General features: G+C 44.0%; 20 protein-coding genes and 4 tRNA genes. 11 read left to right on the plus strand and 13 right to left on the minus strand.

Translation table 11 applies throughout. The features are described from left to right. Positions 1-98: 98 nt before the first annotated feature. A complete protein-coding gene (locus tag CIK80_RS04730; RefSeq protein ID WP_095569034.1) occupies positions 99-770 on the minus strand; it encodes a hypothetical protein in 672 nt (223 codons plus the stop codon). A 257-nt stretch (positions 771-1,027) separates the two neighbouring features. On the opposite strand from CIK80_RS04730, the gene dapC reads away from it, so the two are divergent. From dapC to CIK80_RS04770, 8 genes are all read left to right on the plus strand, one after another. Further along, positions 1,028-2,260: a succinyldiaminopimelate transaminase gene (dapC, locus tag CIK80_RS04735; RefSeq protein ID WP_095569035.1), complete on the plus strand. Its 1,233-nt coding sequence runs from the start codon at positions 1,028-1,030 to the stop codon at positions 2,258-2,260. A 70-nt stretch (positions 2,261-2,330) separates the two neighbouring features. Beyond that, positions 2,331-4,292: a DUF294 nucleotidyltransferase-like domain-containing protein gene (locus CIK80_RS04740; RefSeq protein ID WP_095569036.1), complete on the plus strand. Its 1,962-nt coding sequence runs from the start codon at positions 2,331-2,333 to the stop codon at positions 4,290-4,292. Positions 4,293-4,326: 34 nt separating this feature from the next. After that, a complete protein-coding gene (locus CIK80_RS04745; RefSeq protein ID WP_095569037.1) occupies positions 4,327-4,941 on the plus strand; it encodes a 3'-5' exonuclease in 615 nt (204 codons plus the stop codon). Between the two features lie 98 nt (positions 4,942-5,039). Further along, positions 5,040-7,181: a D-alanyl-D-alanine carboxypeptidase/D-alanyl-D-alanine-endopeptidase gene (gene dacB / locus CIK80_RS04750; protein WP_257011683.1), complete on the plus strand. Its 2,142-nt coding sequence runs from the start codon at positions 5,040-5,042 to the stop codon at positions 7,179-7,181. Positions 7,182-7,344: 163 nt separating this feature from the next. Beyond that, entirely contained in the window at positions 7,345-7,860 is a 516-nt protein-coding gene (locus CIK80_RS04755; protein WP_095569038.1) for an ABZJ_00895 family protein, read from the plus strand. Between the two features lie 180 nt (positions 7,861-8,040). Beyond that, positions 8,041-8,583, plus strand: coding sequence for a YetF domain-containing protein (locus CIK80_RS04760; protein WP_095569039.1), 543 nt, complete (start codon positions 8,041-8,043; stop codon positions 8,581-8,583). 87 nt (positions 8,584-8,670) lie between these two features. Then, entirely contained in the window at positions 8,671-9,159 is a 489-nt protein-coding gene (gene rlmH, locus CIK80_RS04765) for a 23S rRNA (pseudouridine(1915)-N(3))-methyltransferase RlmH (RefSeq protein WP_095569528.1), read from the plus strand. An 85-nt stretch (positions 9,160-9,244) separates the two neighbouring features. After that, a complete protein-coding gene (locus CIK80_RS04770; RefSeq protein ID WP_095569040.1) occupies positions 9,245-10,147 on the plus strand; it encodes a class III extradiol ring-cleavage dioxygenase in 903 nt (300 codons plus the stop codon). 44 nt (positions 10,148-10,191) lie between these two features. On the opposite strand, the gene CIK80_RS04775 is transcribed toward CIK80_RS04770, so the two are convergent. Both CIK80_RS04775 and CIK80_RS04780 read right to left on the minus strand, forming a co-directional pair. Then, positions 10,192-11,685 carry an amidase gene (locus CIK80_RS04775; protein WP_095569041.1) on the minus strand — a complete coding sequence of 498 codons (1,494 nt, stop codon included), beginning with the start codon at positions 11,683-11,685 and terminating at the stop codon, positions 10,192-10,194. 529 nt (positions 11,686-12,214) lie between these two features. Beyond that, positions 12,215-15,523 (minus strand): DNA translocase FtsK 4TM domain-containing protein, encoded by a 3,309-nt coding sequence (locus tag CIK80_RS04780; RefSeq protein WP_095569042.1) that lies wholly within the window; start codon positions 15,521-15,523, stop codon positions 12,215-12,217. A 538-nt stretch (positions 15,524-16,061) separates the two neighbouring features. On the opposite strand from CIK80_RS04780, the gene trxB reads away from it, so the two are divergent. The 3 genes from trxB to CIK80_RS04795 are packed head-to-tail and all read left to right on the plus strand — an operon-like array spanning position 16,062 to position 18,412. Next, entirely contained in the window at positions 16,062-17,084 is a 1,023-nt protein-coding gene (gene trxB, locus CIK80_RS04785; protein ID WP_095569043.1) for a thioredoxin-disulfide reductase, read from the plus strand. After that, positions 17,085-17,882, plus strand: coding sequence for a leucyl/phenylalanyl-tRNA--protein transferase (gene aat, locus CIK80_RS04790; protein ID WP_095569044.1), 798 nt, complete (start codon positions 17,085-17,087; stop codon positions 17,880-17,882). It begins immediately after the preceding gene. 47 nt (positions 17,883-17,929) lie between these two features. Continuing rightward, positions 17,930-18,412 carry a MerR family transcriptional regulator gene (locus CIK80_RS04795; RefSeq protein ID WP_095569045.1) on the plus strand — a complete coding sequence of 161 codons (483 nt, stop codon included), beginning with the start codon at positions 17,930-17,932 and terminating at the stop codon, positions 18,410-18,412. 28 nt (positions 18,413-18,440) lie between these two features. On the opposite strand, the gene rimI is transcribed toward CIK80_RS04795, so the two are convergent. The 10 genes from rimI to CIK80_RS04845 all read right to left on the minus strand — a co-directional run bounded on the left by rimI (position 18,441) and on the right by CIK80_RS04845 (position 25,897). Further along, on the minus strand, positions 18,441-18,935 hold the full coding sequence (rimI, locus tag CIK80_RS04800; protein WP_095569046.1) for a ribosomal protein S18-alanine N-acetyltransferase: 495 nt from the start codon (positions 18,933-18,935) through the stop codon (positions 18,441-18,443). A 332-nt stretch (positions 18,936-19,267) separates the two neighbouring features. Next, positions 19,268-20,458, minus strand: coding sequence for an elongation factor Tu (gene tuf, locus CIK80_RS04805; RefSeq protein WP_062843867.1), 1,191 nt, complete (start codon positions 20,456-20,458; stop codon positions 19,268-19,270). Positions 20,459-20,731: 273 nt separating this feature from the next. Continuing rightward, complete coding sequence (locus tag CIK80_RS15475; RefSeq protein ID WP_095569047.1) at positions 20,732-21,049, minus strand: DUF6122 family protein; 318 nt, start codon at positions 21,047-21,049, stop codon at positions 20,732-20,734. Positions 21,050-21,259: 210 nt separating this feature from the next. Then, positions 21,260-21,334 (minus strand) — tRNA-Thr (locus CIK80_RS04815). A 106-nt stretch (positions 21,335-21,440) separates the two neighbouring features. After that, positions 21,441-21,514: transfer RNA gene (locus tag CIK80_RS04820), tRNA-Gly, on the minus strand. Positions 21,515-21,595: 81 nt separating this feature from the next. Beyond that, a tRNA-Tyr gene (locus CIK80_RS04825) sits at positions 21,596-21,679 on the minus strand. Positions 21,680-21,746: 67 nt separating this feature from the next. After that, positions 21,747-21,822, minus strand: a tRNA-Thr gene (locus tag CIK80_RS04830). 181 nt (positions 21,823-22,003) lie between these two features. Further along, complete coding sequence (gene trpE / locus CIK80_RS04835) at positions 22,004-23,500, minus strand: anthranilate synthase component I (protein WP_095569048.1); 1,497 nt, start codon at positions 23,498-23,500, stop codon at positions 22,004-22,006. A 362-nt stretch (positions 23,501-23,862) separates the two neighbouring features. Then, positions 23,863-25,002, minus strand: coding sequence for an FHA domain-containing protein (locus CIK80_RS04840; RefSeq protein WP_095569049.1), 1,140 nt, complete (start codon positions 25,000-25,002; stop codon positions 23,863-23,865). A gap of 118 nt (positions 25,003-25,120) precedes the next feature. Further along, positions 25,121-25,897 (minus strand): RsiV family protein, encoded by a 777-nt coding sequence (locus CIK80_RS04845; RefSeq protein ID WP_257011684.1) that lies wholly within the window; start codon positions 25,895-25,897, stop codon positions 25,121-25,123. Positions 25,898-26,148: the final 251 nt, after the last annotated feature.

A 26,148-nucleotide genomic window follows, 5' to 3' on the forward strand; every position in this document is an offset into this window, starting at 1 on the left:
AGATATTTGACTGACGAAGATATGGCTGAATAACCAGACTTGCCAATAAAAGAGAGGTTAAACAGTCACAAGCGTGACTTGAGAGAAGGAAAACTGTCTTAAATCATGCTTTTGTATATCATTTCGCTGGCATGATCATCCAGCTCATCATCAGCAAGATCTGGCGGCAATATATTTGCATCTAACTGCTGCTGAGTCAGTAGTAGACGCCCCGTATCAACTTCTTTTTGTAGTAAGCGATGCAGACTGGTCAGATGAAACTGTCCCTCAAAATAATCGTATAACTGCTTTAAAGAAATTGGCGCATTAGCATGTACATCTGGAAACAAACTGTCTTTTGCTAAGATAACCATTTCATTGAATGCTTCTTCACTCACCATTTCATCTTTGTCGATTTTACGCTGTAGTTTATTGGCCGTTCGCCCTTTAGCCATCAACATAAAAACGAAAATAACGGTTTGTAAGACAAACAAAGCAATGTATTGCCATAAAGGTAGCACTATATCGAGTAAATTACTGATTAACATTAGTACCATAGCAACGACCACATAACCAACCAATTGCCATAGTAACCACATCATCAAACTGTTTTCGCTGTACCAAACCATTTTTCTTTCTTTACGAGTCAGCAACTGCTGTCGAGCCTGCCACCAATACTGTTCTCGCTGTTTCAATAATTCATACAATCGAGTATGATGCTGATGACTACCTACATTATCACGATTGATATGTTCAGCGTCTATATCTTCAGTTTTCGAAACACTAGGCATATCAAATTATCCTTATAATATTTTATCATGAAGACTGATAGCGTTTTTTGTACTTATAGCCGTTAGTCATTGATAATTTTTATTTAACGGTTTTGAATACCACTACATTTTTGAGTGTTCGATGAGCGATAATTACTTGTCATCCAACAAACAGTCTTACCATGAAAAAAAGAAAAAATAAGAGAATTGCCACACTGCTAGAATGTAACTTTTCTTTATAACTTTATTATTAATTGTCTATTATAGTTATCCTAATTATGAATCACAACTTGACCCACCTGCATCCTTATCCCTTCGCGAAGATGGCAAAACTGCTTGCTGATAGCGCGCCAGCCCTTACCTACAGTGAAATCAAACTGGGAATTGGCGAGCCCAAACACGAGCCACCTGCCTTTGTGCTGGACGTACTACGAGAAAACTTGGACAAAATAAGTCATTATCCAACCACTAACGGTCTGTTTGAGCTGCGTCAAACCATCGCTCACTGGCTCGAAAAGCGATTTTTCTTAACGCATGTGGATCCTGATACGCAAATATTGCCAGTGATGGGTACGCGTGAAGCAATCTTTAGTATTGTGCAAGCAGTGGTTGACCACACTGCAGATGACGCAGCCAATCCTGCACTACCCCCCTCTCATCAACCACCTACCATCGTGATGCCAAATCCTTTTTATCAAATTTACGAAGGCGCAGCGATACTTGCGCAAGCAACGCCGTATTTTGTGCCTTGCACACGTGATAATGACTTTAAAGGCAATTATCGCGCAGTGCCAAGAGACGTTTGGGCACAGACGCAGCTCTTGTTTGTCTGTAGTCCCAATAATCCGACCGGCTCAGTCATGACGATGGAAGATTGGGAATATCTCATTCGCCTGTCTGATCAGTATGGTTTTGTCATTGCAAGTGATGAGTGTTATAGCGAGTTGTATTTTGATAAAGCGCCGATTGGTTTGTTGCAAGCATGCGCGGCCCTTGGCCGTCATGATTTCAAAAACTGTGTTGTGTTCCACTCTTTGTCTAAACGCTCAAACTTGCCTGGTCTACGCTCAGGGTTTGTGGCAGGTGATGCCAAAATTTTGCAGGCGTATTTACAATATCGCACCTATCAAGGCTGCGCGATGCCGATACCGCATCAGCTCGCCTCTATCGCAGCTTGGCAAGACGAGAAGCATGTGGCGCATAACCGCCAGTTGTATCAAGAAAAATTTGCACTGTGGATGTCTGAGCTTGGTGAGCTGCTAGAACTGCGTATGCCTGAGGCAGGGTTTTATTTTTGGATAAAAGCGCCTGAGCAGTTCGAAGGGGATGACGAGGTATTTGTAAAAGCGTTATATGAGCAAGCCAACATCCATGCCTTAGCAGGCAGATACTTATCTCGCGAAATCGATGGTCACAATCCAGGAAAAGGTTATGTCCGGATTGCTTTGGTCGCTAGTGTCGATGAGAGTCGTGAAGCGATTGGTCGCATTCGTCAGCTGCTTGGCGCATAATCGAGAATAATAGATATCCTAATAATGCTATCGTAAATACTCTCACCGATATGCCATCAAGGATGATGCCATGCCCCATCTTGATTTTACTCAGCCACCTTTTGATGTCTTAAGTTTGGCTGAACGACAAAGCGTTAGAAAGCACACCCAAATTCGCTACCTTGCCAAAGGCGAAAGCCTACCTGTCGAAGAATTAACGTATCTGTATGTGGTCATCAAAGGACAGATAGAGCAATTACTTGATGGTGAGTTTGTCGCCTCCTACTTAGGCAGTAACCATGCTGATGATTACAACAACAACGACTGGTTCGACAGTCGGCGCTTGCCTGAATCTGTCGTAACACCCCGCCTGCAAGATGGCAAAGCAAGTAATGCTACGATTGAAGCGGCACAAACCTATCAATATCGAGCCTCTGAGGATACCTTGCTGCTGCAAGTCACTGGCGAAGCAATCGACAAAATTAGCGCCCAAAACCATTTGGTACGTCAGTTATTATCAGACAAGCTGCCTGAACGCTTAAAAGCCTTACAGCAGCGACGCCAGAATAAGACTTTTGCCCTCTCTCACAATAACCAACAAGAAGTACAGCAGATCATGTTGCAACCTGTGACGGATGTGACTCTGTTACCCGTCCACATCGTCGAGGCTCGTAGCAGCTTATTCGAGGCCGCCCGCAGCATGACAACAGCAGGACTCAAACACGTATTGGTGCGACCCATCAATCATTCAAATCATGACGTCTCTTTGTCACACGGTCCCAATCATTTATTGGGCATTTTAACGGACACGGATATTTGCCGCGCGGTGAGTGAGCAGCAAGATCCTAATACAACGCCATGCCAGCGTTATGCCAATTTTAACTTGCGCACCATCAACGCAGGCGATGAGATTGGCGATGCCCTACTGACCATGACACGCTACCGTATCCATAGACTGCCGGTCCTTGATACCAACCGTGAGGTGATAGGCATACTCGGACAAAGCGATATGCTTGCTCATATCAGCCACCATTCACAACTGATTAGTATTCAAATTGAACAAGCAGAAGACTTATCAAGCTTACATACCGCTGTTGAGCTGATCGGTCGCTATATTCGTGCTCAGCATCAAAACGGCGTCAAAATCGGCAATATCAGCCGCATGGTACAGACGCTAAACGCGCAAGTATTTACCAAACTTTGGCAATTAATCGTGCCTGATGATGTCGTCGCAAATACCTGTCTGATTGTCATGGGTTCAGAAGGTCGCGGTGAGCAAATCATGCGTACCGATCAAGACAACGCGCTTATCATACGCGATGGCTACATGCATCCTGATTTGGCTCAGTTTGCCGCTACCTTTAATACACATTTGGCCAGTCTCGGCTATCCACTATGTGATGGCAATATCATGATGACCAATCCGATGTGGCGACAACCGCTTAAGTCGTTTAACACACAGATTGGCTCATGGTTGAAAAATACCGATCCCATGCATGGCATCTATCTGTCCGCCATACTCGATGGTGAATACGTCTGCGGTGACGAATCCCTCCTCACTCAGGTACGGCAACATTTACAAGTTGCGCATCGCCAGTCAGACCCTATGTTTGTACGTCAGTTCGCCCGCGCCGCCTTACAGTTTGGTGATGTCAATCAGTGGTGGCAAAAATTTGTACCATTACTAGCAGGCAAATCAGCCTCATCAGACATCGACCTAAAAAAAACTGGCATCTTTCCATTGGTTCATGGCATACGTACGCTCGCCTTAGAAAACGATATCTTAGACGTTCCAAGTACCAAAAACCGCCTCAAAGCGCTGGTGCAAGTACACGCTTTGAATCAAGAACGCGCCGACACTTTATTAGAAGCGTTAGAGTTTTTTATGGCGCAGCGCTTATCTGTTGCGCTCTCAACCGATGATAGACAGGCGCGTCAAGTGAACCCAATGATGCTAACCGCGCTTGAGCGTGACTTACTAAAAGAGTGTTTGGCTGTGGTCAAAAGCTTCAAAAACCAACTACGTCAGCACTATCAATTAGAGATATCATGACTGCAGAAGTATCATAAAGGGGTGCGTGACGGATATGAATTGGCTAAAGCAGTTATCTGGCACTTGGCAAAAAACCCAGCTACAACGTCCAGAGTTGGTATCTATGTTTGCCAAACCTCATGCCAAACAATGGGTCGCCATTGACTGCGAAATGACGGGATTGAACCCAAAAAAGCATCACTTGTTATCTGTCGCCGCCATTCATATTAATGACAATACGATTGATACTGGCAACGGTATGCACCTGATATGTAGACCGCCTGTGATGCCAGACCGAGATACGATTGTGATTCATGGCTTGCGCACTGCTGATGTTGAGCATGGGATAAGCTATGATGAGATGCTGGCGCTTTTACTACCCTTTATAGACAATCGACCGATTGTTGGATTCTGTACGCAGTTAGACATCGGGTTTTTAAACCCTGTGGTCAAACGCTATATGGGTACGACATTACCGAATCAAATCATTGATGTGCGTCAGTTATACAGTCGGCGTATGGGCGACCGTACACAAGGCATTCTCCATCAGTCACAGCGTCTAACCAATATTTTGGCGTATTATGGAATTCCTGAAATGGGCACACATGATGCTTATAACGATGCCATCATGACAGCGATGGTGTTTTTGCATCTACGCTCACAGTTATAATATACCCTAAAAGAGACACTCAAACCCTGCCCTACATCTACGCGAAAACGATAACTCATGTTACCATAGGCTGTTTTTTCACCTAACGATAGATGCTCATGTTACTTAACTCTCAACGCTGCCGCACCCCTCATCATAATACCAATACTGATACTAACATCGATTATAATACTGATAACAAACCAAAGTTTTTTAACAAACGTTTGAGTCCTTTTTTGCAAGCAGGCAAACGCTTGTCTTTACTTGCGCTTTTAGCCACTGCAACGCCAGTATTTGCACAAGCAGCGCTACCTGAGGCCATACAAGCGGCTTTGGCACGTGCAGATTTGTCCGCTTCTGATATGAGCATTGTCATCGTGCCAGTCGGTGATAAAAATGCCAGTCATCTGCCGTCTCCCATTCAGGTCGTCGATAGTGTAAGCGCGACAGGCGCAGAAGCTGCTATTACTCCTGACAGTCCAAAAAGCACTCAAAATCCTATTGATAAGGGTAAGACGAGTATCCAAAAATCAACTGAGTATCACAGTGCTCTGACGACTATTGAGAAACGCACAATTAAGAAGTATGAGCAAAAAATACATGCTTATACCGATGACCCCTACATTTATCAAAGCCTAGAGAGTATTCCTACCCCATTATCCGATAGCTATTCCTCTCATAGTCATCTCTCAAACAGCAATCAAACAACTCCCAATGATAACAGTCATGATTCAAAAAATAATCGGGATAAAATAGCGACATCGTCTATCAACATCTCGTTTTCTCCTTTATTGAGTTATCAACCTGATATCGCCCGTACCCCTGCCAGCACTATGAAACTTGTGCCTAGCTTTATCGCTTTGGATACACTTGGTGCTGATTTTGTTTGGCACACGCGTGTTTATCATACGGGTGTGATTGTCAATGATCGGTTATATGGCGACTTGATTATTCAAGGAAGTGGCGATCCAAAAATGACTCATGAGCGTTTGCAACAGTTATTGTATCAAGTGCAGGCAGCAGGCATTCGCCATATCGATGGTGACATGATTGTCGATAGTGCCATTTTTCATAATGTGACCAAAGACCCAGCTGCCTTTGATAATGATCCACTGCGACCTTATAATGCCAGCCCTGATGGTTTTTTGGTCAACTTTAGCACCATCGGTATCAAGAGCTATCCGGCAGACAATGGCGAAGCGGCTTTGGTGTATACGCCGCAATTAGCAAACTATCAAATGCCAAGCACCATAGACACACGCTCAGCGGCTTGTGGTCAAGCGCGTTATAGCCTTGCGCCGCAGTGGCAACCCAATCGATTGGCACTCAATGCTTCTTTGCCAAACAGCTGCCAAGAACACGCCTTTTATATTGCTTATCCCGATGCCAAAGAGTTTGCGGCACGTGTCATTGCGGCAAAATGGCAGGCACTGGGCAATACGCTGAGTGGCGACGTCATCTCACAAGAAACGCCTTATGATGCAAGCAAAAAATCAACACCCGTAAAGGGACTAGCCGCGTGGCCGATATCGCCGCTACCTATTGTAAGCTACGCGTCATTAAATCTGGCCCAGCAAATTTATGACATCAACCATTTTTCAAATAATGTCATGGCTGAACAAGTGGCACTATCGATAGGCGCCTATCATCATGACAATAATGCTAAAGTAGCTACAAATAAAACGGATAAAGCGAAAAATAATAAAAATGCGAATGAGCAAGGGACAATCAGTAGTTCTCTTGACGATAAAAGCGACCGTTTGAAAAACAAAACTGTGAAAAATAGCAGCTTATATGACACCAGTTTATATCAGTTTAGCAACCCAACGACGGACTATTCGACCGCGTTACAGACGATCAATCAATGGTGGCAGAGCAATCTAGAAACACCCCCACCGTATTTAACCAACGGTTCAGGACTCTGCCGCGAGTGTACGATTACTGCCGCTAATTTAAGCGAGCTACTGGCGTATGCATATGATCGTCCAAACTTCGATAGTTACGTTAACTCTTTAGGCGTGGCTGGTGTGAGTGGCACCATCGTGGCGCATAGTGATAGATTGCCTGATTCGAAAGCTATTGGCCGCGCATGGATAAAAACAGGCACATTGAACAACGTGACGTCGATGGCAGGATACGTCAAAGGCCTATCAGGACAGGATTATGTCATTGTAGGACTGATCAACAGCGAGCAAGCACTAAATGCCTATAATGCTCGAACGGTATTGGATGTGGCACTTGATTGGACGGCGCAGCATTAATCTAAACAGCAAAGGCGCAAATCTTAGAAAGCATGCGCAAAGGTGTGAGACCGTCTCTAAAGTGGTCTTTGCGCATTTTTATTTTACCATTAGTGCCTCGCTATTTTATTGACTCACTATATTACTTATATTTTCTTGTTTTTACCTTGATAAAGGTCCGCTTATGTCACGCAAGACTACCACGCTCAACAAATCCACCTCGCATTTAGGGCACAATGGATCGCTCAACACTCATCAATTGGCACGACCTAAACTGGCTCGATATATTGGGTTTTTCGCGATTGGTTATGTGCTTGCCAGCGCAGTATTTATGATGATCCAAACCAAAGTGGCGCTGAACTCAACATTGGTCACAGTAATCTCTATCATTGTTGGCGCTTATATTGCGGTGCATAAGTTTACCAAACAGCAGCAACGCGCTTTGAATAGAAGTGAGAGTAATCGCTTAGTATTTGGAGGAATAGCAGTTGTTTGGGTACTGACGGTGATTTACTTCTTGGGGATTTGGTTTTGGTTGTTTGACGCAGTGAGCCGCGAAGTATTGTTTGAGATGACCACACAACAGCCCCTACCGCTGCTGTCCTCACTGATGCTGATATTGGTAATGACATTGGTCAGCGCTCGCATCAGTATTTGGGTAATGAATCGTTTGCTTGATCCCAAACGTAAGACCATATGAGTTTAATAACGCGCGACTTGAACCTTATAAAACCACAATGACTGACTACAAATTTTTTCCTTTTGAGGCTTAGAATTCGTTAGGCTAACAGTATCAATTGGTGAGCTTCATCAGTTACTTTCTTTTATGAATCGATGCTTAGCGGCACACGGTTTTATTCTTACCATAGGAGCGCGCTTAATGGACATGCTTTTTTTTGACAATATAGACAAACTTGGGCGCATCGTACTGACGACCACCATGATTTACGTCTTAATCGTGCTAGTGACGAAAGTTTCAGGAAAACGTTCTACCTCTCAACTCAATAATTTTGATTGGGTTGTGACCGTCATGATTGGCTCATTAGGTGCCAGTACCATTTTGCTCAAAGATATTCCTTTTATTGAAGGAGCCTCTTCTATTTTGGTGCTCTATCTATTGCAGTTTTTGGTCACCAAATATGCCTCTATTTCACCGCAGTTTAGCAGTTTTATTTTGTCCGAGCCGCGCATTGTTTTTTATCAAGGGCAGTTTTTACCAGATGCTATGCGTGATGAACGATTGACCCGGCAGGAGATAGAATGTGCAATGCGCTCTGATGGAATAAATAGCTTCGATGAAGTTGAAGCCATTGTATTTGAATCGGATGCAAAGCTTACCATTATTCCAAAGCCAAGCCCGAGTGACCCTCACCACCAAATGACAGAACAGACTGTCTCAGAAACGATTTCACCTTTGATGTAATAATAGATCAAAAAAGAAAATGTATTGGCCGCAACCAATTGTAAAAAGCCTTGTGATATTTATTTAATTATTGACGTGGTATGGACTATGAAAATAAGAATTTTGAGCGTTGGCAATAAAATGCCTAACTGGGTGCAAACAGGTTTTGATGAATACCATAAACGTATTCAACCCATGCTCAGTACAGACATCATCGAAATCGCGGCCGCCAAGCGAGCAAAAAACCCCTCAGATGCCAATTTAGCACAGTATCGTGAACAAGAGGGTCAAGCCATTTTGGCAGCTCATAATGCCACTGGGCGCGAACAATTATGGGTATTGGACGTCAAAGGTAAAATGCTTTCGACAGAAGGCTTGGCGGATAAACTATCAGATGCGATGCAACAAGGGGATGACATTGCTTTGGTCATTGGCGGTGCAGATGGTGTCTCGCCTGAAGTACTGGCAAAAGCTGACGTGAAATGGTCGTTATCTGCGCTGACATTGCCACATCCCCTCGTACGAGTTGTCTTGATGGAGCAGTTGTATCGAGCGATGAGTATCAATAACAACCATCCTTATCATCGCGGTAATTAGGCAAAGTACCGTTCGCGATAAATTATCTGAAAATAACCATGACAAAACAGATTGAAAAACTGGCGTGCGCCCTAATAACTGGAACATGAAATATCCAAAACGCGCAATACCTAACGCCTCTCATTCCACTTCACAACATGGCGATCATCATGGTCACACGTTGCAGCCCATCACGTCTGCCGATGCTTGGGAAGACACGTCTGCTATAGTCTCTAAGGCAGCTAACTTGGCTAAACTGCCAGCCTTGTTTATCTCGCATGGCGCACCCACGCTTGCGATTGAACAATCTGCCACAACCAGTGCATTGGCACGTATCGGGCAAAACTTACCCAAGCCACGTGCCATCGTTATTATGTCGGCACATTGGCAGTCAGCCAAGCTTGAGATCAGTAGCAACCCTCAACCGAAAACGTGGCATGATTTTTCAGGCTTTGCGCCTGAGCTATATGAGCTACAGTATCCTGCTGCTGGTCAGCCAGCGCTTGCTGAATCGCTCGCGCATCAGCTTACTGCGCGCGGTATTAGGTGCAGCATCAATCCGATGCGTGCTTGTGACCATGGTGTTTGGGCCCCGCTCACCCATCTGTATCCACAAGCAGACATACCAATCGTACAGATATCTTTACCACAGCACTACGACAGTGTTGCTTGCTATCAGCTGGGTGCTCAGCTTGCACGTCTGCGTGAAGAACAAATACTTATCATCGGTTCAGGGAGCATCACGCATAACTTGCAAGCCTTGCGTTGGCAAGCAGACAGCATTGATGAGGCGGCAAAAGGCTTTAAGGATTGGCTACTACAGCACATTAAGACAGATATTCCTACTGCGCTAGATTGGCAGCAGTACCCCAACTATAAGCACGTTCACCCAAGTGATGAGCATTTGCTACCACTGTTTTTTGCTTTAGGTGCGGGTCAACGTGTCTCTGTTGTGCATCAAAGTATGGCACATCATAGTTTGGGGATGGATATTTATCGCTTTGATTAAGTAATAGCTATTAAATAACAGCTATTTAATCAAAGCGTACAAATCTACTTCTTAAAGGCAGGTTCGGTAAATAAACCAGCACGTTCCATCTCACCTGCCAGACTCAATAGCGTCGCTTCATCATTCATACGCCCAATGAGCTGCATACCAATTGGCAAACCTTTTTTACTCATACCTACTGGTAATGACATTGCTGGTAATCCTGTGACATTACCCAATATTGTAAACGCCATTTTGCTCAGTACTGGTTGACTCAGCTTTTCAATCATCCCTGAGCGAAAGGCATGTTTTCCCACATTTATACCCTTGTTGAGCCAGCCTGCACTACGCATCATCATCTCATCCATACGACTTGGTGGCAGCACGCCATGTTTGACAGCAGGCGTGGGTACTGTCGGGGATAAAATCATGTCATAAGTGTCCAATAACAGGCCCGTTTGATACTGACTGTGGTGCCAACCGTGCTTGGCATGAACCAAATCAGCTGCTGATAGCGAACGTCCTAGCAGCGCCATATTGTAGGTTTGCGGCTCTAGGTTTTTGATATGAGCAGCCCCAAATTCCCGCTCGATATTATCAATCGTAAAGGCAGTATGCGCACAGACCACGACGATAAAGTCATGCCAAAACTGCTCTATATTGATCTTTGGCTCACAAGGTATTACCTGATGACCCATAGACTCTAGTTGCTTGGCCGTTTTCTCAAGTACGGCGAGCACTTCTTTGTTCACTACGGTATTGACAATCAATGGCTGCTGTTGCAAAGCGATTTTTAATGGCCTTGGCGCACGCATTGCTGCCTGCAAAAACGTCCCATCTGGCGGGGCAATCACGTAAGGTGCACCGATCTCTGCGCCATTCGTAGCGTCGAGCATCGCGGCGCTGTCACGTACCGAACGTGTAATCACGTGATCAGCAACTGCGCCTTCCCACCCTTCACCATATCTCGGTCCCATTGGGTTACGCCCACGACTGGGTTTGAGTCCAAACACACCGCACCAAGCAGCTGGAAAACGTATCGAACCACCACCGTCACCAGCGCCCGCCATCGGTACAATACCGCTTGCGACTGCTGCTGCACTGCCGCCCGATGATCCACCAGCGCTATAGCCTTTCTTAGAAGGGTTATGAGTAGCACCATGCGCCTTTGGCTCAGTGGTGATAATCAAACCAAACTCGGGCGTATTGGTCTTACCAAAGGTATTAACGCCCGTGGCTTTCATCCGTTTGACGATTTCGCTGTCGTTTTCTGAGAGGATATTGACGCTGCGACTGCCCATCGTAATCGGTTCATCAGCGAAGCTAAATGACAAATCTTTTAGCAGATAAGGCACGCCAGTAAACACACCTTTTGGCAATCCTGCTTGCGCGGCATTGTAAGCGCGCTCATCAAAACGGTGAATAATGGCATTCAGTTTAGGATTGAGTTTATTGGCCTGATAAACGGCCGCGTCCAACAACTCCTTTGTACTGACCTCACCTGAGTTGACCAATGCCGCTAAGGCTAACCCATCATACTGAGTGTATTCTTTAAACATAACTGACCGTCCTTAGAGAGTAATTAAAATGAGATTAACTAAAATTGTTGCCCACTTATCTTATAACCACTCTCAGTTTAGTATAAAAAATGGCACCTTATAGTCGATAAACAAACTGATTGGTCATTTGGAGATTGGATTAAGCTCATAGTTTTGTAAATAAACCCAGTTTTGATAAATCAAAGCATGACTGATCATAGAAATTCCTTTTAGATTCTCCATTTGTGAAAATATGATTAAGCTCATTTCATAAAAAAACGAGCCACTTTTGTGACTCGTCTTTTTGCTATAGTGAGTTTCAGTATAAAGGTGATACCAGTTCCGCGTTGCAATATAAGGGTTCTGTTTTATTTGGAATCGACTGTATAGTCAATCCAAAGTAAAAGTAGTACATAAGATCGTAACGCTCTACTGGTATCAATTTTTCTCGCTGGCCGTTCGCAAGCGTGACAGATGCTTCGAAAAATTCATCCCAGTAGATCTGAGCCATTTTTAAAATGGATTGGCTATATCTACTGAAGCCCAAACGCTACATCAGCAGTTCACGCTTGCCGCTTTTACCCATTGAGCTGACCAATCCGGCTTCCTCCATAGAGTCCACAATACGCGCTGCACGGTTATAGCCAATACTAAATTTACGCTGGATACTCGAAGCAGAGACTTTACGCGTTTCCATAATAAATGCCACCGCATCGTTATACAGTCCATCATCTTCGCCAGAAGCATTGTTTGCGCTACCACCACCATTACCACCTAGGCTAGATAATTCAAAGTTGCCAGCCATATTGTCAATATAGTCCGGTGCGCCGCGCTCACGCCACGCATCACAGACACGGTTGACCTCTTCGTCGCTGACATAAGCGCCGTGTACACGATCTGGTTCAATTTGGCCAGGGCCTAGGAAGAGCATATCACCATTGCCCAGCATGTCCTCAGCGCCGCCACTGTCCAAAATCGTCCGTGAGTCGACCTTTGAGTTGACACGTAAGGCAGCACGTACGGGAATATTGGCTTTGATCAAACCAGTGATCACATCTACCGATGGGCGCTGAGTGGCAAGCATCAAATGAATACCCGCTGCTCGGGATTTCTGCGCTAAGCGTGTAATCAATTCTTCTGCCTGTTTACCGACCTGCATAATCATGTCAGCAAACTCATCCGCGACAATGACAATCATAGGCAAGGTTTTGAGCTTTGGTGCTTGGCTGATGCTGACACTATCATTAGGCCGCCACAAAGGATCAAGCATAGGATTGCCCGCTTTTTCCGCTGCGATGACTTTTTTATTAAACTCATTGAGCTTACGAACCTTGAGCAGACTCATCAACTGGTAACGGCGCTCCATCTCCGCCACGCACCATGAGAGACTACTGGCCGCCTCGGTCATATCAGTGACGACTGGTGTCAGTAGATGCGGGATATCATTGTAGTTAGCAAGCTCTAACTGCTTTGGATCAATCAAGATAAGACGCAGCTCATTGGGCGTGTATTTGAGTAGCATCGACAACAACATGGAGTTGACCAATACCGATTTACCAGAACCGGTCGTACCAGCAACCAACATGTGCGGTGCACGGGCAAGATCGGTAATAATTGGATTGCCACCAATGTCTTTACCCATCGCCATACTGATTTGCGCTTTGGGGTCTTTGAACTTCTCGGTATTGAGTAGCTCAATCAAACGCACCATTTCACGCTGTTTGTTAGGTACTTCGATACCAATATAAGGCTTGCCAGGAATCACCTCAACCACACGCAAAGATGCCATCGATAATGAACGCGCCAAGTCACGTGAAATACCCGTAACCTTGCTGGCTTTAATACCCGGAGCCAGCTCAACTTCAAAGCGCGTCACTACTGGACCTGGGATGGCATTAACCACCGACGCTTTTACATTAAACTCTTGCAACTTGATCTCTAACAGCTCAGAGAGCTGCTCAAGCTCAGCTATGGTATAGCTAGGCTTACGATCTGGATCTGGCTTATCAAGAATAGACATCTCTGGAATAGGCGTCAAACTGCTGCGATATTGCGCCGTCTGCATCGAGCGTGACTTTCGACTAAAGGCATCATCATCGCTAATATGCGGCATGACTGGTATATCAGTGTCTTCATCTTCTGGCATCATATCAGTGATATGGTTGCTGCTATCCCCTTCTGGTACGGCAAAACTCATCGTCGGTTTGACTAGCTGCGTGTTTTTCGCAGCATTAGCAACATCAATCGTGTCTACCGTTGGCGCTACTGTTGGATTGGTAGGCGGTGTATTGGTTGGTGTCATATCTATCGCTTCTGACACCGCGGCTACGCTGTCTAATGCTGGCGAAGCAACTGCTAATGCCGCCACCTCGGTTGACGTATCACTGTTTGATAACTCAGCCTGGCTGCTAGACAAAGGCTCATTGGGCTGAACGGTTTCCGTTTCCATAGCAGGTTCTAAAACATCAGCATGCTCTGCTAGCCATGCATCTGCTAAAGTATCAACAGCTATTTTAGTGTCTTCTGATGTTGATAATACAGCGTCAGTACTGGCTGTTTCGTTATACAGTTGCTCCTTGACAGAAGGCTGAATGATCCTTGTTTTGGGTCTCGCAGTGATTGGTTCTACAGACGGCTCTGCCTCTATCGTAGAGGTAGATGCTGGCGTAGATTCCGCTATCACTTCCAAATTTGTTGGCTCGTTTTTGACGGATTCATTTTTTAACGATTCACTTTTTATAGGCTCAGGGCTCATATCATCAGAAGTCAGAGCAGCAGTATCAGAATGACTCATGCTATTGGCACTATAGGCCATCTGCTCACTCGCCAACAAATCATCGACCGTATTGGCATCATTCCATGCAAAGCTTGGTTCAACTTTACGGACAGGCGCTATGACAGGGTTTGGACTTGGTGATGAATGTGTTTGATTATCTATATTCTCAGTCGTACCACTTGTGAGTGATTTGGCTTCTACAGACTCACTTTTTTCATGACCAGATAAGGCAGTCTGGGTTGCTGTTGTGGCCTGTGTCGCTGCGGCCATAGAGGCTCTGACACTATCAGAAAGCCCAGACTTCACCAAAAAGTCTGATAAGACGTTGCTAAATCGACCGCTTTTATCGGTCGCCTGCTCAGAAGATTGCAAGGCCAAGGGCAACTGCTCATAAGCTGGCGCTTCTTGATCTGGATTCGCCCCTGTGGTGACTTTGCCCTTCGTGTTTAATACTTCTCTGTTTTGAGTGACTGCTACGGTCTCTTGTGTGTTTTCTTTTTTCACACCTGAACCAAACCAAGACAGGGCGGTGATTTTCTGATAAATCGTCATCCAATGAATGTTAAAGGCAAAGGTCGCGGTGAGAACGACAAACACCATCAAGAAAACCACACTCCCCCACTGCGTTAAGAGCTGTGCTAAACGCACCTGCAACTCAAGACCAATGATGCCACCCGCCACTCCTTCAAGTGCTGTCGCTGTAGGATTGGTGAATTGTTGCACCAAAGCTACGAGCTGGGCAAACAAGGCACTGGCACTTAATAATAAGAAAACATAAGCGACCAAACGCATCAGCCAAAACGTAGGCTTATTGTCCCACCAAATAAGGATAGACTCATAAATCAAAAATGCCAGCAGCCACCATGCACCAAAACCAAAGAAGCTGTAGAGCAAGTCGGACAACCACGCACCTGTCTCACCGCCCATATTATTGATTGTGGTCATATCACTACTGATGTGTGACCAACTCGGATCGTTACCCGTATACGTCATCAAAATGACGAACAGATAAACGGCCAGTATTAACCCAAGGAGGGTAAATATTCCTTTTTTCAAATACTCAATAAGCGGTGCTGATATCACGTAAGATCTGCCTTGTTATTAATACTAAATGGTCGCCGCATGACTAAGCTTAATCATGCTGACATAAAGTGCTGACATAAATATACCTAGCAACAGGGTTAAGAGCCATTATCGATCCCGAAAATGGTGAATAACGATGGTCTTTTTACTCTAACTGTACTTGGCATAACTTCTTATAATAACAAATAGATAGGTATGGTGGCGACAGTCTTCTAAAGAAAGCAGGCAAGAAAGTCAGTCAATCTGCGATTTATGCATAAAACCGTACAATTAGTACAAACAGCTGATAGGATAACGCTAACAATTTTGCGTAAACTCTATAAAATAACCATTATTTATTAAAACCAAACGTCAAGGCAACCATGCTTTGATTATAGTGATGCCTGTGTTTGTTTTAGCAAACTTGCACTTTTGGGTCTATGCCCTTATGTTATTATCACATTGCAATTAAACAAACCAAAACAGTCTCATTTTTTGAAATTTTTTATAACATTTATCATTCTTATTTTAATTCGTATATTTAGCAAGGAACAAACTCATGGCAACTGACAATACTGCTCCACGTCACGAAAAGCTTATTATTCTAGGGTCAGGCCCTGCTGGTTACGCCGCTGCAGTCTATGCAGCACGTGCCAACCTCAAACCTGTGATGGTCACAGGCTTAGAAGTGGGTGGACAATTAACCACCACTACAGAAGTCGATAACTGGCCAGGTGATGCTCATGATTTAACGGGCCCTGCATTAATGGAGCGCATGAAAGCTCATGCCGAGCGTTTTGGTACTGAGTTGGTCTATGATCATGTTAATGAAGTCGACCTAAACGTACGTCCTTTTCAGTTGGTCGGTAATAATGGCACTTACACTTGTGATGCTTTGATTATCTCAACAGGCGCGTCTGCTCAATACTTGGGCATAGAGTCAGAAACCAAGTTTAGAGGTTTGGGTGTATCAGCTTGTGCCACTTGCGACGGTTTTTTCTATAAAGATCAAAAAGTCGCTGTGATTGGCGGTGGTAACACTGCTGTAGAAGAGGCTTTATACCTGTCTAATATCGCGTCTGAAGTGACGCTCGTGCATCGCCGTGATAGCTTACGTTCTGAAAAAATTCTACAAGACAAATTATTTGAAAAAGCCAAAAATGGCAATATCAAAATCGAGTGGAATCATCAAGTCAAAGAAGTCGTTGGTGATGATATGGGCGTGAATGGTGTCATCATCGAGTCTATGATTGATGGCAGCACCAAACAGCTAGATACCATGGGTATGTTTGTGGCGATTGGTCATAAGCCTAATACAGATTTATTTAAAGATCAGCTCGATATGAAAGACGGCTATCTTGTAGTCAAAAGTGGCCTAAATGGTAACGCCACGCAAACCAGTATTGAAGGTGTGTTTGCTGCAGGCGATGTTGCAGACCATGTGTATCGTCAAGCCATTACCTCTGCGGGCACAGGTTGTATGGCAGCGCTGGATGCTGAGAAGTACTTGGACGCTATTGGTGAAACGATGGCAACTGACCACACCTATGCATCAACATTGACCGCTGATCAAGAATCCTAAATGGGCAATCTCACTCTACCAAACGATCAAAACATCACGCCTGAGACCTTAAAAAGTCTTGGGCGTTATGACTTCCCTGATCCTACCTCTATCGATCCTGAAGGGATTGGTCTCGTTGCCATGGGTGGCGATCTGGCATCTGACACGCTGATTTCTGCTTACGCGCAGGGACTGTTTCCTTGGTTTAATGAAGACGAGCCCATCGCTTGGTGGTGTCCTGAACCAAGATGTGTGGTGGTGCCCTCCGACTACCAACCAAGCAAGTCTTTACGCAAACAAGCAAGACGCGAACGTTGGCAGTTGACCTTGAATCAGGCATTTGATGATGTCATCCGTGCCTGTAGCTTACCGCGTAGTGATGGGCTTCCTGAAGGTGAGCACACTTGGATCCATGAAGAGATGATTGAAGCCTATACCAATCTTCATGCGCAAGGCTTTGCCCATAGCATTGAGGTATGGAATGATCAAGGACAGCTTATAGGTGGACTTTATGGCTTAAAGCTTGGCGGCATATATTTTGGCGAGTCCATGTTCCATTGTGCATCCAACGCCTCCAAGCTGGCTTTTTGGGGGTTGATGCGGCTATGCGAACAAAGTCAGGTCGCTCTTGTTGACTGTCAGTTACCGAATGATCATCTGATGAGTTTGGGTGCCTCTACCGTACCTCGAGCTGAGTTTCTTACTCAGTTAGATACTTTAATAAGGGCCGGCTCGGTCAAATGGCAAAAAGACGCTTATATACCACTAGCCGTCTCATTACTTGATACACCAACCCCTTGGCAGCGTAAATTGAGTTAATTGTTCCTACTGTCTTATTCCCACTCATAGCTTCCAACGAGAGTATTATGTCCCCTGACAATTCCTTTTTATTGATTGGTGCTTTAGCAACAAAAGCCAATACAACTAAAGATACTGTGCGCCACTATGATCAACTAGGCTTACTAAAATCTCGCAAACGTCAAGCAGGCTCACGTCTATATACTGAGTTCCATCCAGAATGCGTGGAACGTATTGAACTGATCAAAAGCGCACAGGCTATTGGTTTTACCCTGACTGAAATCAAAGACAGTCTTAATGATTATTACGACGGTCAGCTCGATATCGATCTGCAGCTGATGCTTACTCAGCAAAAATTGGCACAAGTACGAAAGCAACAAGCCAACATCAGTGTGATGGTAGAATTGCTCAGCGAGCGTGTCGAGGTACTAGAGTATATGAAAGCAGATCATGGCTCCACAATTGACGTTGAAACGTGCAAAAAAAAATACATGAACAATGATCAAAATCATACTGATTCATTGACCAACTCTTCTTCTAATTTTGAGTAACGCATTGGCACGTACCTACTCGCTACTTCTACGTATCCACTCGTTGCATGATCAACGCATCGATAGCCGCTTTATCTTTTAGTTGATAGTAGCCTTTACGCCTATGAATCACTACAAACTGTTGCTGCTCATACAAAGCGATCGCTGGAATATTATCCGCCCGTACTTCGAGCAAAAGGTTTTCTACTTGGCGTTGCATCAATTCACGATTTAACTTGTCAAACAGTTGTGACGCAATGCCTTGACGTTGATAATTGGGATGCGTGCCAATACGCAAAATCTCAGCTTGCTCAAAAACAACTTGATATAGGCAGTAGCCAACCACTTTATTGTCTAAAACCCGCTCTTTTTTTTCTTTCTCATAAACGATCAGCATATCGATACTGTCTTGCTCAAGCAAAGTAATCAGTATCTGATACGTCCATGCATCATGCGGCTGAACCACTGCTTCTATATCAGCTACTGCTTGAATGGTCTGCTGATAGTCGACTGCATGTACTGATACATTCTCTATGACAGCCACAGTTTCTCCTTTTATTTTGATCATGTTTAGTCTACTACAGACTCTATATAAAATAGGCATTGTTCATGTAGACAGATATTATTTCTATAGTCAATCCACTATAAAATATATACAGTGCTGCCAACGTCATATTTTCTTGCTTGCTGTGCCTTCGCGGACAGAGACGACAAAAATATATCGTTGGCAGTCCAGCATCATTGTTGTAACTTTTTTATTTGAGATTAGCTATATTATGAAGTCACTTTTTCATATCCAAAAAAAAGCCACCCTATTTCTAGAGTGGCTTTTTACTAGTCATTGACCTTATCAGATCACTCTGACAAACGTAACAATTAGTTCAATACGTTAGCAACAACACCAGCGCCTACAGTACGGCCGCCTTCACGAATTGCGAAGCGAAGACCTTTGTCCATAGCGATTGGGTGGATAAGCTCTACGCCCATCTCAACGTTATCACCAGGCATAACCATTTCAGTACCGTCTTGTAATTGGATTGCGCCAGTTACGTCAGTGGTACGGAAGTAGAACTGTGGACGATAGCCGTTTAGGAATGGTGTGTGACGACCACCCTCTTCTTTTGACAGTACGTATACTTCTGCGTCAAACTTGGTGTGAGGCGTGATTGAACCTGGCTTAGCTAGTACTTGGCCACGTTGTACGTCTTCACGCTTAGTACCACGTAGTAGTACGCCACAGTTTTCGCCTGCACGACCTTCGTCAAGCAGTTTACGGAACATCTCTACACCAGTACAGGTGGTTTTTTGAGTGTCACGGATACCAACGATTTCGATCTCGTCACCAACTTTAACGATACCAGATTCAACACGACCAGTTACTACGGTACCACGGCCTGAGATTGAGAATACGTCTTCGATTGGCATTAGGAATGCTTTGTCGATATCACGCTCTGGCTCTGGGATGTAGGTGTCTAGTACGCCTAGTAGTTCTACTACTGCTGGCTCACCATACTTGTCTTCTGAACCTTTTAGGGCTTCAGTGGCTGATCCTTTGATGATTGGGGTGTCGTCACCTGGGAAGTCATAGTCGTTCAATAATTCACGAACTTCCATTTCTACTAGTTCTAGTAGTTCTTCGTCATCTACCATGTCACATTTGTTCATGAATACGATGATGTATGGTACGCCAACCTGACGTGATAGCAAGATGTGCTCACGGGTCTGTGGCATTGGGCCGTCAGTTGCTGATACAACTAAGATTGCGCCGTCCATCTGGGCTGCACCGGTGATCATGTTTTTAACATAATCGGCGTGACCTGGGCAATCAACGTGAGCATAGTGACGTGCTTCAGTGTCATACTCTACGTGTGAGGTGTTGATGGTGATACCACGTGCTTTTTCTTCAGGTGCTGAGTCAATAGACGCGTAGTCTTTGGCTTCGCCGCCAGAAGTTTTTGCAGCTACTGTTGCGATTGCAGCAGTTAGGGTTGTTTTACCATGGTCAACGTGTCCGATGGTACCGACGTTGACGTGTGGCTTGTTACGTTCAAACTTGGCCTTTGCCATGGGTAATTCCTCTTTTTTTAGTGAATGTTCAATAAAAAGCTGTTTAGTGGCTCATAATAGAATCAAATCATCATAAACCTAGCTATCAACCGCACGAACCACTGCTAGTACAATGCTTCGAACCAATCTTTTGTATCGGTTATTATACGCTGACTTCTCTTAAATAGTCATACATCTCATAATCGAAAACAATTTTGCTGTATTATAGACAAAGATCTAAATTGTTTTAACACCAATCATCGTTATTCTACCTTGATATGCAGAACAGCTATATTACCTGGCTGACATCATCAAACAATCTGTGAAATCCGTCAACATATGGAAAAGCAATCCAATTCCAATAATATTGAAAGGCTTGCGGAAAAAAAGCAAAACAACATAGATAAGCATCGCATAATAAGTATGTAACGGATGAAAATTAATGCTGCATCTATTGGCTTGAAAAACTGGATTCGCTATTAAGTGGTCTACATCCACTAACATTGTCGCGAGTAAAATCAAGTATGCCTTTTTCCACTCTTTTTTAAAGAATATAACTGCGATAAAAAGCGGGAAACCAAAATGCAAAAAATAATGTATAAACGTCTGCATACTTGTTTATTTGTTCCCACCTTATCAATATCAAATCATTCAGATCAATAAGTTGTTAATATTCTGACAGCACTAAAAGGCAACACCTCAGTGTCACCTTTGAATCATTACCTATCGCACTAACTTTATATATTTCAATATTTTATAATTTCAACGTCGATGCAAGGCTATATCAATAGCATGGCGAGCACAAAAGATGTAAACAATAAATGGAGCTCATATCGAGAATTGAACTCGAGACCTCTCCCTTACCAAGGGAGTGCTCTACCGCTGAGCTATATGAGCAAATTTTAGTCAACCAACAAGTTGCACTAAAAAAAATATCACGACACAGTACTAAAGAACTGGCTGTCGTGATGAATTATTTATAACTTTTGCGATGGTGTATATATGGAGCGGGTGGCGGGAATCGAACCCGCGTCATTAGCTTGGAAGGCTAAGGTGTTACCATTATACCACACCCGCAATTGCTCTTGTCCAAATAGACTCTAATCGAGAGTCTCTAGTATATAGAGCATGCTTGGCGCTATGACAAACTTCAAAATATGGTGGTGGGGGAAGGATTCGAACCTTCGAAGCTTTCGCGACAGATTTACAGTCTGTTGGGTTTGACCGCTCCCCAACCCCACCTTAGGTTGCTTTGAACAAAAATGGCTTTCAATTAAGGCAAATTCATAAAAAGCTACTTTAAGAGAGATGGTGCCGACTGCCGGGATCGAACTGGCGACCTACTGATTACAAGTCAGTTGCTCTACCAACTGAGCTAAGTCGGCTTGTTCTCTTAAAGTGGTGGCTATTCTATCAAATATTTTGAAAGACGCAAGTACTTTTTCATATTTTTTATCATTATTTTCATAATAATTTTTAAGTTATTGATTATAATAATTTTTTCAAAAATAAAAATACGCATCTTTATTCTACTGATGGCTTTATACCGTTTTTTATATGGCATCGTTAACGAATACGCAAACCATTACAGGCCATTTCTACGGCTTTTATCAAGGCCAACGCTTTTTTATTGGTTTCCTCCCACTCTGCTTCTGGCACTGAATCAGCGACCACCCCTGCTCCTGCCTGAATATGAATCTCACCACGGCGCATTACTGCGGTACGAATAGCGATAGCCGTGTCCATGTTGCCATGCCAACCAAGATACCCTACTGACCCGCCAAACACTGTTCGACGCACTGGCTCTAGCTCATCGATAATTTGCATAGCGCGAATTTTGGGTGCGCCCGATAGCGTTCCTGCAGGAAAAGTGGCACAGAATACGTCCAGTGCGTCTTTATCCGGTGATATGGTGCCCTCGACATTGGATGCAATGTGCATCACTTGTGAATAACGCTCAATAAACATTTTCTCAGTCACTTTGACGCTGCCATACTCGCAGACACGGCCAATGTCATTACGACCCAAATCAATGAGCATTAAATGCTCAGCGATTTCTTTCTCGTCAGTCAGCAGCTCTTGCTCAAGTGCCAAATCTTCTGCATCATCTTTACCTCGTTTACGCGTACCCGCCAGCGGCCTGACAGTCACTTTGCCATTTTCGATACGCGATAGTATCTCAGGTGATGCACCAATGATGTCAAAGCGCTTATGATCGTCAAGCGTATAACCATGTACCAAAAACAGATAAGGAGAGGGGTTTAAAAACCGCAGAGCACGATATACTGCCAATGAGTCACCCAGATAATCAGCAGTGAGACGCTGCGCTGGAACGACTTGCATCACGTCACCTGCTGAGATGTAGTCCTTTATTTTATTGACATCGCTACAATACTTCTCTGCTCCTGTCTGCGATGTAAACACCGGTGTCGGCATAATTGGTGCACTCAAATTTGGCATTTCTGCCAATTTGTCTTCAATTTTTTCGAGCTCACGGATAGCAGTGCCATATCCATCTTCCGTATGACAGTCAGCGTAGACAATGATAGACAAGGTGTTTTCTAGAGTATCAAAAACGATCACACTCATTGATAGCATCAGCCACATGTCTGGCATCGACATGGGGTTTGGGGCATCAGACAGACCCACGGATGGCTCGATGACACGTACCATGTCATAGCCAAAGTAACCAACCAAACCCCCACTAAAACTCGGTAAGGTCGGGATGTCGTCTGCGGTTGGCATTTTATACTCTGCCATGAGCTTTCGGATATAATCGAAAGGATCATCTACCGACTCTACATCGATATGGTCATTTTTTTTGATGGTCATATTGCCATCTGCGTATTGCAAGATCAGCTCACTACCTAGACCAATCATTGAGTATCGTGCCCAGCGCTCACCACCGACGACAGATTCAAATAAATATGCAGAACCATTCAAGTCACGCACTTTAGAAAACACAGACACTGGCGTTTGTGCATCCATCAAACGTTTTTTTACCAGTGGTGCATGGCTAAAGCCACGGTCTTTAAACGCTTGATATTCTTTAAAGGTCATCATAGTAACGCTCTCTTAACAACATATTGGCAAAAGATAAGAACAATAAACACAATAGTAAAATGACAAACAAAATATAGCGTCAGCACTCTACTGAATGCTGACGCTATAAAAAATGGATCGTTATAAAAACTCACAGTAACTGATAACAATGGCTTTGTTACGACTGGATTATTAATACCTATGCCATTAATATCTATGTCGCTAACGCTTATCTAATCTGCGGCTGCGCAATTATAACGAAGCCCACTGGCATTATCGCTGTTTAAACCGACTGATCAGTTACCGATTGAGTGATTGCTTGTATGTTTTAACTTCCCTTACTCTTACTAAGAATCGTATAAGGTACAAGCAAAGGGCTATCACTAGGCACCAGCGCCACCCATGTTAAACAGCCATAGCGCCACCCCAATGATAATCAAGGCGATAAATACCCATATAAACCAGCCGCCGCTTGGTTTTTTCTCCACTTGTTCTGTGGTCGCAGGATTATCGACTGCTTGATCCATTGCGTTATTACCCGTGGTACCAAGATCATGTCCTTGACCCAAATTGGCTGTACCTGAAAACTGCGCTGTAGCTGCTTGCTTGGCACGTAACACTTCAGGATCTGCCTCTTCTTGTAGCTCCGTTTTGGTCGTCTTATCATGCTCAGGCTGAACGATCGGCTCTTCATGGATAGCTTGTTCTTTATGTACAGCTGGCTGCTCGGCCTCCACTAACGGTTCATGCTCAGTCGTTGGGGTTGGCGACGTTTCTAAAGTGTTGGCAGACTCGTGTGTCGCGGCTGTCGATGACGCATCTGATATGGTTGCATCACTATTGCTCAGTGTTGGCACCACCTCATCTTTAACAGGCAACATCTCTTCGATATGTGTTTTTTTCACGATGGGCTCCTGAGCGACTGGCGCTTCAATGACTGGCTCTTTAACAACAGGTTCTTCGGCAATTGGCTCTTGAACTACTGGGTTTTCAGTAATTGGTTCGTCAATGATTGGCGCCTCAACTACTGACTCTTCAACAACTGGTTCTTGAACGATAGGTTCTTGAACAATTGGCTCAGCAGCTACTACTGGTTCTTTAGTATCAGTATCAATAATAGTCGCTGCGTCATCTGCCATCACTGGCGTTAATGACTCAGTTTGTGAGTTCATTTCTGCATCAGCAACAGAGGTATTTACCTTAAAATTAAAACTGGCAAAACCGATCGTGTCATTTGCTTGTAAAAGGCTCGACATATTCCCTTCAATACGCTCATTATTGATAAACGTACCGTTTGATGAGTCTAAATCTTTCACATATAACTGACCATCCAAAACGCTTAGCACGGCATGATTGCGCGATACTTGCTTACTACCGAGCACGACATCATTGTCGCTACCACGACCAACAGATAAGCTTTCACTCACTGTCACCGTCAAATCCCCAAGCTCTTCTGTTAAAGCATTTAGCGCCCACGTGTTTGTTTTGCTTGTATCAAGCTCATCATGTATAGGGTTCGTCATGTCATCACTCCTTGTTTTTCTGTTGAATTCCAAAATATTCTGAATAATTACTACCAATTTTCTAAAGATTTTACAATTATTTCAATATCAGTCATCTTCTATAAATTGACTGTGCACGCTATTTGGGAATAAAGCGAGGTTTTATCACACCATTAAGCTGGCTATACGGAATACTTAGTGTAGGCATACCAGAGGCGTAAGGGCCAATGGCATAAGGTTGATACAGGATATCGATACCTTTATCCGTCAAAGTCACATTATCACTTAATGTAAATGGCCAGTTTTTCTCATAACTGCTCACATCATTATCAAACGTTTTTACCCACGTTTTATAAGCATTATAAGCAAGGGTTTTGAAGCGGGATTTTTTTCCGGTGACCAGCATATTATCCAGCTTGATTTGTTTTTTGGTGCTGGGATCAAATATTAAGTATTCGCTATAAGACATGCCATGAGCGCCGCCAGTATACGAGTACGATTCTATTTCAAACAGCTCAGCATCACCCACATGACCCAAATAGTTGGGCGTTACTATCAGCTCATACGCCCATTGTCTGTCTTCTGGCATATCTAAAAATTGTGAGTTTGCAAAGTCATTGATAGCCGCTTGTACTTCTGCTGGACTACTTTTTGTTTTTATAGGTGCTGACTCAGTAGGCTTGCTATTGACCACCAAGTTATTGATGCGAGCATTGGTGATATCGTTGATCCAAGGATGATTGGTTTTGAGATACTTGACTTCAATTTTTGGGCAGTTCTCACGCTCAGTACACATCTCTTGTATTTTTTCGGGCAACTGGTACTCAAGATAAGTGGTACTGCTGATGATATTTGTCGCATTTGCAGACACACTCATGGCACCCACAATCAAGCTGGCTGCTAGCGTTTTCGTCATACATACAGTGCTTAGTCTCATCGATAAGCATGTAGGTAATACGGATGAATGAGTATTCAATTGATTCGTAGTGTCCATATATCCTCATTTAGGAATCTAAGTTGTTACTTAATATTTTAGCGTAACAATTGCGATGTATTGTAGGAACACTGTTGGAGTTTTTGGAACGTTGCTATTTATTTACACGCCCGTTATCGTATCTCTCTACAAATCGTAGACAACAAAAAAGACACGGCTAGCGTGTCTTTATA

This window comes from Psychrobacter sp. JB193 (assembly GCF_002285555.1).
In the GTDB taxonomy this organism is placed as follows: Bacteria; Pseudomonadota; Gammaproteobacteria; order Pseudomonadales; family Moraxellaceae; genus Psychrobacter; species Psychrobacter alimentarius.

Coding starts and splice junctions, on each gene's coding strand:
- CIK80_RS04730 (WP_095569034.1), bottom strand. CDS start 770: ATGCCTAGTGTTTCGAAAACTGAAGATATAGACGCTGAACATATCAAT.
- dapC (WP_095569035.1), top strand. CDS start 1,028: ATGAATCACAACTTGACCCACCTGCATCCTTATCCCTTCGCGAAGATG.
- CIK80_RS04740 (WP_095569036.1), top strand. CDS start 2,331: ATGCCCCATCTTGATTTTACTCAGCCACCTTTTGATGTCTTAAGTTTG.
- CIK80_RS04745 (WP_095569037.1), top strand. CDS start 4,327: ATGAATTGGCTAAAGCAGTTATCTGGCACTTGGCAAAAAACCCAGCTA.
- dacB (WP_257011683.1), top strand. CDS start 5,040: ATGTTACTTAACTCTCAACGCTGCCGCACCCCTCATCATAATACCAAT.
- CIK80_RS04755 (WP_095569038.1), top strand. CDS start 7,345: ATGTCACGCAAGACTACCACGCTCAACAAATCCACCTCGCATTTAGGG.
- CIK80_RS04760 (WP_095569039.1), top strand. CDS start 8,041: ATGGACATGCTTTTTTTTGACAATATAGACAAACTTGGGCGCATCGTA.
- rlmH (WP_095569528.1), top strand. CDS start 8,671: ATGAAAATAAGAATTTTGAGCGTTGGCAATAAAATGCCTAACTGGGTG.
- CIK80_RS04770 (WP_095569040.1), top strand. CDS start 9,245: ATGAAATATCCAAAACGCGCAATACCTAACGCCTCTCATTCCACTTCA.
- CIK80_RS04775 (WP_095569041.1), bottom strand. CDS start 11,685: ATGTTTAAAGAATACACTCAGTATGATGGGTTAGCCTTAGCGGCATTG.
- trxB (WP_095569043.1), top strand. CDS start 16,062: ATGGCAACTGACAATACTGCTCCACGTCACGAAAAGCTTATTATTCTA.
- aat (WP_095569044.1), top strand. CDS start 17,085: ATGGGCAATCTCACTCTACCAAACGATCAAAACATCACGCCTGAGACC.
- CIK80_RS04795 (WP_095569045.1), top strand. CDS start 17,930: ATGTCCCCTGACAATTCCTTTTTATTGATTGGTGCTTTAGCAACAAAA.
- tuf (WP_062843867.1), bottom strand. CDS start 20,458: ATGGCAAAGGCCAAGTTTGAACGTAACAAGCCACACGTCAACGTCGGT.
- CIK80_RS15475 (WP_095569047.1), bottom strand. CDS start 21,049: ATGCAGACGTTTATACATTATTTTTTGCATTTTGGTTTCCCGCTTTTT.
- trpE (WP_095569048.1), bottom strand. CDS start 23,500: ATGATGACCTTTAAAGAATATCAAGCGTTTAAAGACCGTGGCTTTAGC.
- CIK80_RS04840 (WP_095569049.1), bottom strand. CDS start 25,002: ATGACGAACCCTATACATGATGAGCTTGATACAAGCAAAACAAACACG.
- CIK80_RS04845 (WP_257011684.1), bottom strand. CDS start 25,897: ATGACGAAAACGCTAGCAGCCAGCTTGATTGTGGGTGCCATGAGTGTG.